The following is a 15,043-nucleotide window of genomic DNA, read 5'->3' as shown; positions in this document are numbered from 1 at the left end:
CCCTGGGTCAGCTGTTTGGCCAACTCGGGATCCCGATCTTTATCAATAACGGCGACGCAAACCTCGTCCAATTCGCCAGTTTGTGCCATTTGCTTGATGGTCGAATCTTTCAAAACGTGACATGCGGGGCACCACTCGGCGCCGACGACAACCATCAAAGGTTTGTTTTCTTCAATCGATTGCTTGTAAACCGAAGCGTAGTTCTGCTGCATCTGTTGTTCGCTTGTCACACTCGACAAGACCAAAGCTAAAAGCAACGAAACCATTCCAGACTCCCTAGATTTTCGGGGTACATCAATGTGGGCGGCGGCACTCTGCCAACCGATCGAGTTTTCATCGCAATGAAAGCTCGATCAAACTAAAAATGAATTTGGATACCACAAGGATGTTGAGACAAGATTCCTAACCGAAACGCCTTAGCGACTTCCATGATGTCAACCGTTTTTGCAGGTCTTTCACTGATCTCGCGACAGGGCGGGCCAAGAAAGTTCCGCGTTCGTGCGTTGAAAAACGATTGGGTGCTAAGGAGGGGCTTTATTTAGGAAGAATTGCAACCATCGATCGATGTCAATGAGGGCCATTCTTCCCGCCGAAAGCCTGCTCGCTATTACCCCTAATCGACAAGTCTCAAGTGCTTGCCGGTTAGGTGTTTTTGGCGAGTTGGGAGGATTCTATGGATGAGTCGGAGGGCCACAAGGGTCAACGTCGGCATTTTTTCAAAATGGACCTTGAGCGAGATCGGCGTTTTTGATTTGTACAACTCTATATTTTGGTATGCTCAACGCTAAACTATTATTCGCAAACGGTTTCGGGCGTGCCAAAAAGGTGTGCTAAGTTGCCGCACCCGGCTGATGGTGGGGGTGCTCGGGCTGCGGAAATTTTTCGGGAATACGGATTTTTAGTGCGGGTTTGGGTTCGGATTGTCGCTTTTGCAGCCAACTTGTCTGCTTTGCAATCAATTCTTATGGTTAACACGACTTTCGTTCGATTGGTTATGTATGAAGCTTCGCATCGGTTTGATCGGTCTAGGGGATGCATGGCAAACCCGTCATCGGCCTGCGTTGCAGATGCTGCAGGAACGATTTGATGTGCGTGCGATCTTCAGCACGGTGTCAAAATTAGCGGAAAACGCCGCCGCAGAGTTCCAAGCCGATCCAGTGGACGGTTACCAGACGCTTGTCTCACGCTGTGACATTGATGCCGTCTTAGTGCTCCAGCGTAGCTGGCTCGGCTGGTTGCCGATGTTGGCGGCATGTGATGCGGGCAAAGCGATCTATTGGGCGGGCGACCTCGATTTCGATCCCGTCGAAGCAGGCCGGATTCGTGAGGTCATTGACCGCAGCGGTGTGGCTTTTATGACCGAGTTCCCAAAACGGTTTGCTCCCGCCACACTGCGGCTCAAAGAATTGATCGCGACCCATCTCGGGCCTCCACGTCTCGTGTTCTGCCATCGACGTGTCCAAGTCGATCCCGTGGCACCCAAACCCAATACCGTGGCGGCGAACCCGTTACAGCAGGAATTGATCGAGCTGATTGATTGGTGCCGGTATGTCGTCGGTCGCGAGCCTCAGAGCGTCGTTTCGACGGGACTTAGCCATACCACCCCCGCCGACTACGAATGCATGAGCCTGCAGTTCGCGGGGGCCGATCCCAAGCCTCCTGTGACCGCTCAGATCAGCTGCGGCAGCTACATTCGCTCGGCTTGGCACGAAGCAGTGAGTTTCCGACCGCCGTCGGCGATGCAGATCTGCTGTGAGCGTGGAGTCGCCTTTATCGATTTGCCATCCACGTTGGTGTGGTTTGACGACGCTGGCCGGCACCTCGAATCGCTCGAAACCGAACTGCCGGTGGGCCAGCAATTGCTAACCCAGTTCTATCGTAGCGTCACCAGTTTGGTGCGAAACATGAGCGATCTGAACGACGTGTATTGTGCTGGCAGTATCCTGGCGGCCGCCCGAGAGAGTTGCCGAAGCGGCCAGCGGATGGATTTGAAAATGCATGAATCTTAGTGCGGGTAGGCACCGAATCACGCCATTCTTGGTACGCGGTGCGGCGCAAGCCCAACGACTTTAGATAGCGGCACGGCGCGAGCCGCGGGGTTGCAGCTGGGAAAACGTCCGACCTTGACCGGGCGGCTCGCGCCCAATGCCATCTACTTTGACGACCATTGGGGGATGCTCTAGTAGTGGGATTCGCCAGAATTCCCATCTTTGCTGTTGAAACACCAGGAACTCTGGCGAGTCCCACTACGAAAGTAGATGGCATTGGGCTCGCGCCGCTCCGCTATAAGTACCACCCGGTTAGTGCAAAAGTTGGGGCGGGACGAAAAAGTCGATGGCTAGTTAACTCAAGCAAAATGATGTTATCCACTTTGCGTAGCGGCACGGCGCGAGCCGCGGGGTTGCAGCTGGGAAAACGTTCGGCCTTGACCGGGCGGCTCGCGCCGCTCCGCTATAAATACCATCGGTTCGTGCCAAAGTAGATGGCATGCAATGAGAACGGTTATCGTCTTGCGGACTGATTCCGATGACCGGATCCGCTTAGCGAGGGACTCGTGGCGCGGTAAAGGCCACTGCGGGGGCGCAGCCGATCGAAGTCATGGATCGCGTCGGCATGCCTGCTGAGGCAAACAAGCGTTTCATCCCGACCATCAATCGATGCCACATCTCAATCGTCTCTGGAGTGCCAATCTCGATTGCGTCGCCGCGGCTGAATCCTTGCTCGCTGACGCGGACGGTCGGAGCGAGATGCAACAAGGCTTCGATCATCAAGTGGTCTCGGCAATCTTGCTCGCTCAAACCGCTGTCATCGTAGATCCACAGATGGGACTGCAGCATTTGATCCAGCGCGTTCATTGCTGCCGATTCTGGCGATTCAGCGACAAGGATGGTTTCGATCGAGCCACATTGAACGTAGAACTTTGCCATTTGATTTTCTTCCGTGATAGCGTGGGAGGCGATGTTTTGAACATCGATCGTTTGGGTGACACGTCTATCATCGCGGGCGGCCGGACACGTCTGGTCAAAGCCACCAAGAAAGCAAAAAGAAAATTTAAAACGGCAAAAAGTTGTAGGCGGAATTAATTCACGATAACGAGGCAGATCCGGCAAGATGCGAAAATGCTGGTGAATTGGTTGCCGCCGCGATGCCGGATCTCCGCTCCGCTGCATTCCGGCCTGAATTGAAACGGAAGGGGGCCGCTTCTAGTTCCCGGTGCTGAATTGATCGGGGCCACCCGCGATCGGCGTGTGTTCGTACTTCACAATTTTCCACTGATCGTCGGAGCCTTTTCGAAGTGCAGCAGCAACCGACGTGGTACTCGAATGTCTCGGATACCGCCTCGTTTGCTGCTGACATCGACTTTGACACTCATGTCAACATCCGCTTGCGGCGGATAGCTTCCGTCGATCATCACGATGCTGCGGATTCGGTTGACGCGTGCCAGACTGAAAATGTAGTTGGGCAGTTCTTGCGCCGCTTGCGCTTTCGCCTGCGGATCGCTGATGAACTTCAGTGCTGCTTCGTGATCATTGGCTTCGACCGCAGCAGCGGCTTCATAGAGGATCGCTTCGATTTGCTCGCGATCGGTGACCATCATCGAGGAAACGATCCACACCACAGGGACCAACAATAGGAAGAGTAGCCCCAAAACCGCCGCCGCTCGTTTGCCCGTTTGAGTCCAACCGTAAAGTAACGCGCCGCCGATCAGGCCTACCATCAACGAAATCAGCAGCGGTTGTTCAGCAAGGACTTGCATCAGAATGAGTCTTTCAGTGGTGGAGCAAGAAGATGATCGACAAGGTGGTCACAGCGTGGCCATAAAAAAAGGGCGGTGTTCTTTCAGACACCGCCCTTGGTGAAAGCGAGTGCCGCTTTCAGGGTACCATCGTTAGCGGACGACCGCTAATCGTTTTAGGATCGCTTGGGGAACAAAGGTCCGCCGTACTGCGCCGCGTCGCCCAGCATCTCTTCGATGCGGAGCAATTGGTTGTACTTGGCCATGCGGTCGCTGCGGCTTGCCGAACCCGTCTTGATTTGTCCGGTCGACAGTGCCACTGCGAGATCGGCGATCGTCGAGTCTTCGGTTTCACCGCTACGGTGACTTGTCACTGCGGTGTAGCCATTGCGATTGGCCAATTGGATCGCATCGATCGTTTCGGTCAGCGTACCAATTTGGTTGACCTTGATCAGGATGCTGTTCGCGATGCCTTCGGTGATACCACGTTGCAAACGCTCGACGTTGGTGACGAACAAGTCGTCGCCAACGAGTTGAACTTTGTCGCCCAACTTCAGCGTCAACTTCTTCCAGGTATCCCAGTCGTCTTCGTCACATCCGTCTTCGATGCTGCAGATCGGGTACTTGCTGCACCAATCGGCAAAGAAGTCGACCATTTCGTCGCCCGACAACTCTTTCTTGTCGATCGTGTACTTCTTGGTCGAGCTGTCGTAGAACTCGGTCGAAGCGGCGTCCAGAGCGATGAAGACTTGTTCGCCCGCTTTGTAGCCGGCTTTGTCGATCGCGGTCATGATCACGTCGAGAGCTTCTTGGTTGCTCTTCAAGTCCGGCGCAAAACCGCCTTCGTCACCCACGGCGGTGCTGTAGCCCTTGTCGGACAACACTTTTTTGAGGTTGTGGAAAACTTCGGTGCCACAGCGAAGGGCGTCACTGAATCGCTCGAAACCGAGTGGCATGACCATGAATTCTTGGATGTCGACACCGTTGTCGGCATGCTCGCCCCCGTTGATGATGTTCATCATCGGCGCTGGCAATAGGCGTGCACCGGCGCCCCCAAGGTAACGGTACAGTGGTTGGCCGGTCGACGACGCAGCGGCGTGAGCGACGGCGAGCGAAACGCCCAGGATTGCGTTAGCACCAAGCTTTTTCTTGTTGGGGGTGCCGTCAAGTTCCAGCATGGTGGCGTCGACTGCGGCTTGGTCGGTCGCATCGAGCCCTTCGAGTGCTTCGCAGATCACGTTGTTGACGTTGTCCACCGCGGTCTGGACACCTTTGCCCATAAAGACCGATTTGTCGCCATCGCGAAGTTCCCATGCTTCGTGAGCACCGGTGCTCGCGCCGCTTGGAACCGCCGCACGACCGTGGGCGCCGTCGCTGAGCAGGACTTCGCATTCCACTGTGGGGTTTCCGCGGCTATCAAGGATTTGGCGCGCGTGAATTGCTTCGATCAGAGTCATCAGAGGGCCTCGTAGATATTGCTAAAGAAAGATAGTAGCGAAAAGTTTTGTAAGTTGTTGAGTAAATGGGGGGCATGCGACGCCAACTGCGTTGTGCAAACTGCCGGCATTTTGTCCAATGCGGCACGCTATGGCTACCCGTCACTGATTCTCAAAAACGAAATCGATCGCGGATCACGACACGATAGCGGCATGCTTTCACTCAGCTTCCAAACTTTCCTGACCCTAAAATTTAACCGAAACGATGTTCACTGGACTTGTCGAAACGGTCGGCCGAATTGCCGAGATCCGAAACGAACCTCCTGGACGACGCTTCCAAATCGAAGCTTCCTCGATCTGCGAAGGTGTCCAAATTGGAGACAGTATCGCGATTAATGGCTGTTGCTTGACCGTTATCGAGATCAACGGCAGCGTCCTAGGGTTCGAAGCGGGATCCGAAACGCTATCGCGCACCAATTTGGGCCAACTGGGACAAGACAGCCCGGTCAATCTCGAGCGGTCTCTCGCGGTCGGCGATCGATTGGGGGGGCACTATGTGACCGGGCATGTCGACTCGCTTGCGACTTTAAAAGAGCGTCGAGAGGATCCACCTTGGGCTCATTTATTTTTTTCGGTGCCCGAGAATCTTGCTTCGCAAATCGCATCCAAGGGCAGCGTTGCGGTCGACGGGGTAAGCTTAACAGTGGTGGACGCAGGCAAGGACTTTTTCAGCGTCGCGTTGATTCCGCATACTCTGGATCAAACGACGCTGGGACGCTTGGCGGTCGGAGACTGCGTGAATTTGGAAACCGATGTCCTGGCAAAATACGTCCAGCGATCGATGGAATCGATGCGTCCGGAAGCCCCAAGCCCCCAATTCTCAAAACCTGAAGCCCCGAATTGATCAAGCCCGAAACTCTGATTCCTTCGGCAAGCCCCTATTCCAAGCATGTTTGATTCTAGAACCAAAAAGATAGAAAGCCCGTGAACCAGCCACGACAAACCGCATCGTATCTTTCCAAGCGACTTGCTGCCGCAGGGCTGCAACCGGTATCGCGATACGGCCAGAATTTTCTGATCGATCTGAACCTCGTTGACCTGATTGCCAATTCCGCCGAGATGCGCAAAGACGACGTCGTCTTGGAAATCGGCACGGGTGTCGGTTCGTTGACATCACGATTGTCTGACGCCGCCGGCGCGGTGTTGACGATTGAGATCGATGAAAACTTGCACCGCTTGGCAAAAGAAGAATTGGGCTGGCGACCGAATGTACGGTTGTTACAAGGCGATGCACTTCATAACAAGAACACGCTGCGTCCTGATATGATGGAACAGATTCGTGATGCGATGAGCCGAATTGGCGAGAACGCACGTTTCTTGCTGGTCGCGAATTTGCCTTACAACGTTGCCACTCCGATCATCAGCAACTTGATGCTCGAAACCCCGTCGCCCGATGTGGTTGTCGCGACGATTCAAAAGGAAGTTGGCGACCGGATTGTGGCCGAGCCGGGCAGCAAAGATTACGGCGCGCTGAGCGTGTGGCTGCAGTCGCTATGTAAATGCAGCATCGTGCGGGTGCTGTCGCCCAAAGTGTTTTGGCCGCGACCCAATGTCGACTCGGCGATCATACGTTTGGATGCGCAACCCGAGTGGCGAGCAAACATTCCAGACCTTCGTTACTTTCACGAAACCGTTCGCACGCTCTTTTTTCACCGACGCAAGTTCTTACGCAGCGTCGTGGTTAGCGGTATGAAAGGTCGTCTGGATAAACGTCAAGTCGACGAAGTACTCGGCTCGCTCGGTTACAGCGAAACCGCACGTACCGAAGAGTTGCCGGTTGCCGAGATTCAGCGTTTAGTCGAAGCATTGCGACAAGCCGAGATCAAAGCGAAATCCGAGAAGGAGTAGTCGAAGTAGGCCGGATCAAAGTCGCGGCAAGCGACGCAGATCCGGCGGGGGCGAGAGTGATGGTGAATTCGTTGCCACCGCGATGCCGGATCTCCGCTCCGCTGCGATCCGGCCTACCGATTTCTACCGCTTTGAAACCACTAATGTGTCGTCGGTCCAGGCGACGTCGACGGCTGCTTGTCTAGCGATCTCTGCCACCAATTGACGCAGCGATGCGTTCTGCATGCTCGTCGTAATCAATTGGCTGCATGCTTCATCTGCCGCCTGCTCGATTCGGCACGCTCGGCCCGCTGCGGCGGCAAGTTTGTGAAGCACTTCGCGGGCGGGAGTGTTCTGCAGCGTCAGCGTCAAGTTTTCTTTATCCAAGCTGACATTGGCTGCTTGCTTTGCCGCTTGGCTGGTTAAAAACACTTTAATTCCGGCTCGATGTGCGGCGACGGTTGCGGTGATCTCGATCTGCTTGCCTGAGTGACTCAGTTTGCTTTGCCGGTCGACGCCGCGGATCGCCGCGACGACGGCGGTCCGGTTTGCGTCCAGCCGGTAAGGGATCGAAAAGCGTTTTGCCGTCGCGGCTGATGCGGACGTTCTTGATGCCGAACCGTGCTGGGATGTCGATCTGGGCTGGGATGTCGATCTGGGCTGGGATGCCAATCTGGGCTGGGACGGTGGATGATCAAACTGTGCGGTGACAAGGGTCGTCGCTACGTCCGAGGCAATCGATTTCCACTTCGCCGCAGGCCACAAATCGTGTGGTAGCTCGGTCGCGGGCGTGGCTTGGCCGCTGGCAGTGGCAATTCGGCGGATCGCTTCGCTAGGTGTCGTCGCTGCAGGCCACTGGACGTCAATTTTTACAGACGCGGATGTTTGTGAGGCTGCCGGCAGCGACAGGATCGCTTCGCTTGTCGCGTCAACCCACTCGGGGCGACCGACCAACAAAACGCCCGCGATAGGCATCGTGACACAGTCCCTCGACTCGGCAACTTGCTGAATTCCGACAAACACAGTCGGCCCAATTTGACCGACGTGGACATCGGCCGAAGGGTCGATATGGCGATCCAACACAATCGGAATCTCCACGCGGTCGGCGAGTTCGGTGATTGCGCTACGAAACGGTTTGCCATCGACAATCGCTCGACTCGTCGCTGAAAGTTTCGCAAAAAATGGGTTGGCTAGCGAAACCGACTCCGCAGCGATGGAAGGATCCTGGCCCGCAGCAAAGTCACAATGTGCAAGCGATCCCCACAGGATCGACAGTGTTAAAATGGCGAAGATTTTCATGGCTGTGGAGATAGGTAATAGAGGACGCCGCCGATCCCTGTCGGACACGCCGGATCCGGGCTGAGATTCAGACCTATAGCGAGGACATCAGACCTGAGATCGTGTCGTCGTTGATCACCCGGAAGTGTCGATCACGAGTGTCCGCCCGAAAACGAAATCAGTGCGATAAGTTGGTGTTTGGTTGGTTGCCGAGGACGTGGGCGGCAACTAGACTCGCACAAACTTAACAAGATTATACGCGAAATCACGATGTTTCGCGATTCGTTTGTGCGGAAGATCAGGGAAGGTTGGCCGAGCAGTGGTTGCCGCATGATTCAGGTCACTGAGGCCGAGGCCCATGACGGGATCGCTTGCCGCTGTAAGTCGATTGCGTAACATGCACGCGACTGACATTTGTTATTTTCCTCATCTTGATGGACTTCCTTGTGACAACTCCCCTCGTGCGGACGACTCGATTGACGATCGCCTATCGGCGATACCTAACGTCAGCCAATTCGCCTCAATTTGCGGCGGAAGTTGATGAGTATTATTCCGCTTCGACGCTGACCAGTTTGCTGCGTCGCAGTGACGTCGAGATGCGACGGGCGTCGGCCCTTGCGCTAGGGATGCTAGGTGACCACAGTTCCATCGAATCGCTCGGCCAAGCACTGTCGGATTCCGATCGCGGTGTGCGTTTGGCTGCCGACGATTCCTTCCGAGCACTGTTGGTGCGTGATGCCGCGCCGCGTCATCATCAACAATTGCTGCAAGTCATGCATCTCAATGACGGAGCCGAGTACGCGGCGGCATTAGCCCCGACGATGATCCTGGTCGATCAGGCTCCGCGGTATAGCGAAGCGTTTCATCAGTTGGCAATCTGTTGGCAAGGTCTGGACAATTCCCCGCAAGCCGAGACCGCGTTTCGAAGTTGTCTGTGGCATTGCCGGTATCACTACCCCGCGTGGCAAGGACTGGCTCGTTGCCGGATGCTTGCTCGCGATTACGAAGGGGCGATCTCGTCACTTCGTCGCTGTGTCGAAATTTGTCCCGATATCGAAAATGCTCGCGTGCAGATTCGGGTGCTCGAACGGCGGCTTCGGCAAACCGATGCTTGACCCTTTTGTGTAGTGTATCATGGCGATAGAGAGCGACCGATTCAGCTCGTTGCTCGATATCACGATTTGCTCGATATCACGTTCACTTTGCCATGCATCTCTTGCCAATACAAATGCTTGCAGCGATTTATTCGATAGAGAGAAGCGAGATGAGTTACGACGAGCCACTGGTGGGGTCGCTTGCCATTGCGTTCGCAGTGGTCTCCAGTGTGATTGCCGTCGGCCCTTGGAGTAGCCCTTATCAGTTGCGAAGCATCGCAGCGGTGCGCGGTCGGTTTGGCAAACCCGCAGCGCGCTGTGTGTGGTTGGCGGTAGCGATCGCGGCGTTTACTGCTGGCATGGCGATCCTCAGCGGAACGCGGCCATCGTACGCCGAACCAGGTGGCGCCGAACCGGGGGCCGCCGAACTTGGTGGCGTGCACGCGATCGAGCACTGAAGCGGATTTGCACCCGCGGGTTGATTGGGGGGACGACGTTATGCGTATTGCCACTTTCTAACTGACGCAGGGACATGTCATCTCGTCCGCTGCGTTCGCTTGACAGCCTTAACCCTAGGTTCCAGGGTTGGCGTCTTTGACGGCTTTGTCCATCACTTTGATCGCCGCGTCGGTATAGCGATGGTGCTCGTTCCAGAAATGGTTCATCGCAGCTTCGTCGGCAAAGAAGAACATGCGGTTGTGGGTAGGGTCTTTGAGTCCCCATTCACGTTTGCCTGGCACGATGCGGCGTTCTTCGAAGAACCGCACGACGTCGATTTCGTTCAACACGGGCGTGTAGGTCACAGGATCGGCCAAGAAAGTTTCCATCGCTTCGGCACTGGCAAACAAGTACAGTTTGCCGAGGTGGATTACGCCAAAATCAGGCCGACCTTCGACCCAGCGATCTTCTTTGATCACGGTCACGGCACAGAAGCCTTCCATGGCAAGTCCGGGTTGTTCCGGTTTGCCCGTTGCTTCCGGTTTGCCCGTCGCTTCGGGTTCGGTTTGGGAAGCCGCCATCGGCTCCATTTCCGGTTCTGGCAGTGGTTCTTCGCTTAGTGATTCTTCGTTCAATTGGTTCGGCATTCCCAACGTCATCGCATCGGTGCGTGCACCCGCCAAAACGCCTTTTGCTCCGCCTGCGAATTCGCCAGCCAAGTTAGCCGATGCCGGAGCGGCGGTGACTTGAGGCGCCGGAGCGTGTTGCGGTGCAGACGGTTCTGCAGCGATGTTTTGTGCTGCGGGCGAGGCGGTTGCTTGAATCCCGAGCGGCACAGCGGATTGCAACATGGCAACGTAACGATCAGCCGCTTGCGGGCTGACGGTGTGCGAAACGGTCTTGCCCGTGGTCGTCACGATCACGTCGGTTGGAAATGCTTTGACTTTGAACATTTCAACCAGCTCAGGGTTTTTGCCAGCGTGAATTTTGACGGGAATGTAGTTTTCGCTCAGTGCGGCGTCGACAATTGGTGCTTTGAATGCACCTGCTTCGAGTCGATCGCACCAAACACAGTTATCGCTGAAGAAATGCAGCAGCAGCAGTTTGTTTTCTGCCTGCGCTTTCGCATGTGCCGAGCGAAGATTTTCATTCCAAGCAATTTCGGCGGTCGCAATTGAAGAGGCGGTCGCCGCAATGACTGCGGAAAAAAGCATTGAGAGGGTTACCGTACGCATCAAACCTGTCCTGCCGTCGTGAAAGCGTGGGTATAAAAGGCGGAGCAAAATGCGCTCAGCTTGGGTTGGTATCGGCAGTAACCATCCTGCCACTTAAGCCGAAAGTACAAGTTGGGGAGACTTTGACGCCACTGCAATCGCCCCCTCCTTTGCGAAATCACTCGGGAAAGTCGAGGCGCGGCTCATCGGCGGCACGACTCACGCTGCCGGATTGCCATGCGTCGTCCAAGCGAAGATGACCAGACCGCTGGCACCGGTCCGTCGCAAAACCACCCCCTCTGCCGCCTCCGTCGGCGATGGCAGGACTTGAGTCAAATGTGACTAAAATCGCCTGTTTTGTCGCTCCGTCGAACGATTCCCAGGCTAGCGCGGTTTTCATGTTTGGGTGTTGATAGTCCCCCCGTGTTTGCCTAGTTTTTTCTTGCTTGTTTTGGGCCATGTCGTAGGTTTTCCTGGCGACTTATCTCGTTCAGGGATGAGCAAATTAAAAAATAAACCAAGATGCGGCCCCCTAGGCCGCGTCCTATACGGGGAGCCAAATACAGTGAAGAAAATCAAATCAAAAATGCTGATCGCACTGGCAGCCATTACGACAACGGTGGGTGTTCAAGCGGCAAACGCAGAATCGGCGGTTCGCTTGCCTGCGAACAATTCCGTCAACTTGCAGCAAGGGGGCGAAGTTCGATTGCAGCTAGAGGTCCCTAGCGGCGAAAGTTGGCAGTCGTTGGCGTATGCCACCGTAACGGTGGTCGATCGCAACGGGATTGCTCGCAAATTCCAAGCGGACCAGCAAGGCATCGTGCGGCTGACAGGAATCTCGGCAGAACCCTATGCTGTCGTCGCTTCCAACGGAAATGCGTATGGGTCGACATTGATGTTCGTTCGTCCCGAAGACGCTGCGTCCGCCAATCCGACACCGGCGCGAATGACCCTCGCGCAAGTCAACTCGAGCAAGCTGATGCCGTGGATTGACCGATACACCAAGCAGTTCTCGAACAAACACGCCAGCCAGCTGGGTGAGGTTGCGATCGACATCCCAACCGAAACCGCGACCTCCGGCAGTCGTATCGAGCTTGCCGAGGGTGGAGTGCTCAGCGGACAACTCGTTTCCGTGCTCACCCAAGAAGGCCGCGAAGTCTCGCTCGAGGGAACCGAAGTGGTCTTGATGCACCGCGGCGTCGCCGTTGGCAAAACGTATGCGGAAGCTAGCGGAGCGTTCCAGTTTAAAGGGGTCCGCAGCGGCCCTCACGGGATCGTGGCAGCTGGCCCCTCGGGCTATGCAACACTCGCTTTTGAAGCGGTAGGGCAAAACGATGTCGCGAGCAAACGAGAGCCTGGACATCAATTTGTTTCGGTCATGAACCGCGAAATCTCCAGTCTGCTGCCCGTCGTGATGGTTCCTCCCGCCATGATCCCTGGCGTGATCGACCCATTCGGCGCCAGCGTGATGGCCGATCCCATTCCATCGGTCAACGGAAGCGAGCTGACCGGATTTGGGCATCATGGCGGCGGTGGATTTCACGGAGGCGGCGTCAACGGCGGTGGTGGTGGCGGATTTGCTGGCGGCGGCGGCGGTGGCGTTGCCGGCGGCTCAGGCGGCGGTGCTGGACTTGGCGGCCTCGGGGCGCTTGGTGCAATCGGTGCTGCGATCGCGATTCCTCTTGCGACCGACGATGATGATCCAGGCTCGGTCGCATCGCCTTCGGGGTTCTAGAACTCACCCTCGATGCTGTCAAAAAAGTGGCTCTTGCCAATGCGACCAGCTAATTCGATGACACTCGAAACCGACGTCACCCTGCAAAGGGGGGCGTCGGTTTTTTGTTGTCAAACGCTATTCTTCCATCGTGGATCCGGTCCATAATGGCATCAACGTACGACCCTCGTTCCTCCGAAAACGGCTGCGTTTAAGCGAATCCGAGGGGCAAGCGAAATTGAGGGCGTTGCCAATTTTTAACGAAATTGTTAGCCTGCGACACTTGCTGAACGAGCCAAATCCGCTGTTACGTTGCCTGTTTTCGTACGGTTTCCAGAAGCCGTTCAGCTTCCCCCATTTCAGTCACCCCCTTCGGCAGCTGCCTACGTGATTGCCCCGAATCGTGCATCTCAGCTTCCTGACGACCAGCGCATCGTCATTACCGGTATCGGTCTAACCGCTCCCAATGGGAACGATTGGACATCGTTCCGCCAATCGCTGCTGGAAAAACGTAGCGGCGTTCAGCCCTACGAAATTCGCTATTTTGGCAAGACGCTTGCCGGAATTTGCGATTTCGACACCAAGCGTTACCAGTCCAAAAAAGAGGTCCGCCGCGGCACCCGTGCGGGCAGCGTCGGCGTTTATGTTGCCAACGAAGCGATCGCTCATAGCGGTTTGGACTGGGAAAACGTCGACAAGTCGCGCGTCGGGATCTACGTCGGCGTGACCGAACACGGCAACGTCGAAACCGAAAACGAAATCTACGTCATCAAAGGTTTTGACTACGACACCAGCTGCTGGTCGCATCACCATAACCCGCGGACGGTCGCCAATAACCCCGCCGGCGAAATCTCGCTGAACCTTGGGGTGACGGGGCCGCACTACACCATTGGGGCCGCTTGTGCTGCGGGGAACGCGGGTTTGATCCAAGGCGCTCAGATGCTGCGGCTGAACGAGTGCGACGTCGCGATCGCTGGTGGGACCAGCGAGAGCATTCACACGTTTGGCATCTTCGCCAGTTTCAATAGCCAGAACGCTTTGGCGACACACGAAGATCCCACCAAGGCGTCTCGCCCATTCGACGTCGATCGAAATGGAATCGTGGTTGCCGAAGGCGGATGTTTGTACACGCTCGAGCGGCTCAGTGACGCCAAGGCTCGCGGGGCCGAGATTTATGGCGAGTTGGTCGGCTATGCAATCAACACCGACGCGACCGACTTTGTTTTGCCCAACCCCGAGCGGCAAGCTCAGTGTGTCGAGATGGCTCTGAAACGAGCGGGGCTGGATGCCGAGCAAATCGACATCGTCAGCACCCATGCGACTGGCACGAGCAGCGGTGACGCCCAGGAATGCAAGGCGCTTCGTAGCGTTTTTGGGAATTGCAGCACGGTTCGATTCAACAACACAAAAAGCTATATTGGGCACGCGATGGGAGCCGCCGGCGCCCTGGAACTTGCCGGTAACCTATCGTCATTTCGTGATCGAACGGTTCATCCAACGATCAATGTCGATAAACTTGACCCAGATTGTGATTTGAACGGGCTGGTGATCAACGAGCCCCAAGAAGTGGCCCAGGTCGACTACGTGCTGAACAATTCCTTTGGCATGCTGGGGATCAACTCGGTCGTGATCATCGGCCGAATCTAGTTCGCCCCTCCCTTTGCAAAAATCTCTGTTTCCTATTCCTCCAATTCCAAAAACAAATGACCCCTGCTGAAATCCGTGACGAGATCCTAGATATTCTCGAAGACATCTCGCCCGATGATGATCTCGAAAATCTTGATGATGCGAAACCATTCCGTGAACAACTGGAATTGGACAGCATGGATTTCTTGGACATTGTGATGGAGCTTCGTAAGCGTCATCGCGTCCAAATTCCTGAAGAGGACTACGGGAACCTCGCCAGCATGAGTTCGACGGTCAGCTATCTTGAACCGAAGATGAAAGACATCGTCAAGTCTTAGCCCCACTAGGGCTGCGACGTCGATTGCGGTACTTCAGGCGGTGCATTTTGCATCGCATTCCTACGCCAACGTTATTCGCCAGCAGTTAAGTTCACCCTTTGTACGATACGATCATCATCGGCGCGGGAATGAGTGGGCTTGCCGCCGGCATTCGCCTGGCCCACTTCGATCAACGCGTCTGCATTCTCGAGCGGCATTACACCATCGGTGGACTCAATTCGTTCTACCGCATGGGCGGTCGCGATTACGATGTCGGGCTGCATGCGATGACAAATTTTGCAC

16 protein-coding genes are annotated in these 15,043 nt (G+C 55.6%); 9 read left to right on the top strand and 7 right to left on the bottom strand.

The window, feature by feature from the left end:
• A partial coding sequence (locus RMSM_RS11170; RefSeq protein ID WP_008695501.1) for a thioredoxin family protein occupies positions 1 to 266 on the bottom strand: 266 nt, incomplete at its 3' end.
• 732 nt (positions 267 to 998) lie between these two features.
• Between RMSM_RS11170 and RMSM_RS11165 the strand changes: the two genes are divergently transcribed.
• Positions 999 to 2,009 carry a Gfo/Idh/MocA family protein gene (locus RMSM_RS11165; RefSeq protein WP_008695497.1) on the top strand — a complete coding sequence of 337 codons (1,011 nt, stop codon included), beginning with the start codon at positions 999 to 1,001 and terminating at the stop codon, positions 2,007 to 2,009.
• Between the two features lie 531 nt (positions 2,010 to 2,540).
• Here RMSM_RS11165 and RMSM_RS11160 read toward each other — a convergent pair.
• The 3 genes from RMSM_RS11160 to eno form a co-directional block, all read right to left on the bottom strand.
• Positions 2,541 to 2,927 (bottom strand): hypothetical protein, encoded by a 387-nt coding sequence (locus tag RMSM_RS11160; protein ID WP_052031588.1) that lies wholly within the window; start codon positions 2,925 to 2,927, stop codon positions 2,541 to 2,543.
• A 332-nt stretch (positions 2,928 to 3,259) separates the two neighbouring features.
• A complete protein-coding gene (locus RMSM_RS11155) occupies positions 3,260 to 3,757 on the bottom strand; it encodes a putative membrane protein (RefSeq protein WP_008695492.1) in 498 nt (165 codons plus the stop codon).
• A 155-nt stretch (positions 3,758 to 3,912) separates the two neighbouring features.
• Positions 3,913 to 5,193 carry a phosphopyruvate hydratase gene (gene eno, locus RMSM_RS11150; RefSeq protein WP_008695490.1) on the bottom strand — a complete coding sequence of 427 codons (1,281 nt, stop codon included), beginning with the start codon at positions 5,191 to 5,193 and terminating at the stop codon, positions 3,913 to 3,915.
• 244 nt (positions 5,194 to 5,437) lie between these two features.
• Here eno and RMSM_RS11145 point away from each other — a divergent pair, with 244 nt between their 5' ends.
• Positions 5,438 to 6,076 carry a riboflavin synthase gene (locus tag RMSM_RS11145; RefSeq protein ID WP_008695489.1) on the top strand — a complete coding sequence of 213 codons (639 nt, stop codon included), beginning with the start codon at positions 5,438 to 5,440 and terminating at the stop codon, positions 6,074 to 6,076.
• An 80-nt stretch (positions 6,077 to 6,156) separates the two neighbouring features.
• On the top strand, positions 6,157 to 7,080 hold the full coding sequence (gene rsmA, locus RMSM_RS11140) for a 16S rRNA (adenine(1518)-N(6)/adenine(1519)-N(6))-dimethyltransferase RsmA (RefSeq protein ID WP_008695486.1): 924 nt from the start codon (positions 6,157 to 6,159) through the stop codon (positions 7,078 to 7,080).
• A gap of 123 nt (positions 7,081 to 7,203) precedes the next feature.
• Here the strand turns inward: rsmA and RMSM_RS11135 are convergent, their stop codons facing one another.
• The gene (locus RMSM_RS11135) at positions 7,204 to 8,358 is read right to left on the bottom strand and encodes a hypothetical protein (RefSeq protein WP_008695484.1); all 1,155 of its coding nucleotides are present in this window, start codon (positions 8,356 to 8,358) and stop codon (positions 7,204 to 7,206) included.
• A gap of 425 nt (positions 8,359 to 8,783) precedes the next feature.
• On the opposite strand from RMSM_RS11135, the gene RMSM_RS11130 reads away from it, so the two are divergent.
• Both RMSM_RS11130 and RMSM_RS11125 read left to right on the top strand, forming a co-directional pair.
• Positions 8,784 to 9,452: a HEAT repeat domain-containing protein gene (locus RMSM_RS11130; protein WP_236622093.1), complete on the top strand. Its 669-nt coding sequence runs from the start codon at positions 8,784 to 8,786 to the stop codon at positions 9,450 to 9,452.
• A 149-nt stretch (positions 9,453 to 9,601) separates the two neighbouring features.
• Positions 9,602 to 9,889, top strand: coding sequence for a hypothetical protein (locus tag RMSM_RS11125; protein WP_052031585.1), 288 nt, complete (start codon positions 9,602 to 9,604; stop codon positions 9,887 to 9,889).
• 114 nt (positions 9,890 to 10,003) lie between these two features.
• Here RMSM_RS11125 and RMSM_RS11120 read toward each other — a convergent pair whose 3' ends face one another.
• Both RMSM_RS11120 and RMSM_RS11115 read right to left on the bottom strand, forming a co-directional pair.
• Positions 10,004 to 11,083 (bottom strand): DUF255 domain-containing protein, encoded by a 1,080-nt coding sequence (locus tag RMSM_RS11120; protein WP_008695480.1) that lies wholly within the window; start codon positions 11,081 to 11,083, stop codon positions 10,004 to 10,006.
• A gap of 178 nt (positions 11,084 to 11,261) precedes the next feature.
• Positions 11,262 to 11,483 carry a hypothetical protein gene (locus tag RMSM_RS11115; RefSeq protein ID WP_144057559.1) on the bottom strand — a complete coding sequence of 74 codons (222 nt, stop codon included), beginning with the start codon at positions 11,481 to 11,483 and terminating at the stop codon, positions 11,262 to 11,264.
• Between the two features lie 165 nt (positions 11,484 to 11,648).
• Here RMSM_RS11115 and RMSM_RS42000 point away from each other — a divergent pair, with 165 nt between their 5' ends.
• From RMSM_RS42000 to RMSM_RS38400, 4 genes are all read left to right on the top strand, one after another.
• A complete protein-coding gene (locus RMSM_RS42000) occupies positions 11,649 to 12,818 on the top strand; it encodes a hypothetical protein (RefSeq protein ID WP_008695479.1) in 1,170 nt (389 codons plus the stop codon).
• Positions 12,819 to 13,184: 366 nt separating this feature from the next.
• Positions 13,185 to 14,444 (top strand): beta-ketoacyl-[acyl-carrier-protein] synthase family protein, encoded by a 1,260-nt coding sequence (locus tag RMSM_RS11105; protein WP_008695478.1) that lies wholly within the window; start codon positions 13,185 to 13,187, stop codon positions 14,442 to 14,444.
• Between the two features lie 56 nt (positions 14,445 to 14,500).
• Positions 14,501 to 14,761 (top strand): acyl carrier protein, encoded by a 261-nt coding sequence (locus tag RMSM_RS11100; RefSeq protein ID WP_008695476.1) that lies wholly within the window; start codon positions 14,501 to 14,503, stop codon positions 14,759 to 14,761.
• Positions 14,762 to 14,859: 98 nt separating this feature from the next.
• On the top strand, positions 14,860 to 15,043 hold a 184-nt coding region (locus RMSM_RS38400; RefSeq protein ID WP_144057558.1), incomplete at its 3' end, for an NAD(P)-binding protein.

The sequence above is a fragment of the Rhodopirellula maiorica SM1 genome, from assembly GCF_000346295.1.
GTDB classification, from domain to species: domain Bacteria; phylum Planctomycetota; class Planctomycetia; order Pirellulales; family Pirellulaceae; genus Novipirellula; species Novipirellula maiorica.
Note: the sequence above shows the minus strand (reverse complement) of the source record. Positions and strands in the feature narration are given on the sequence as shown.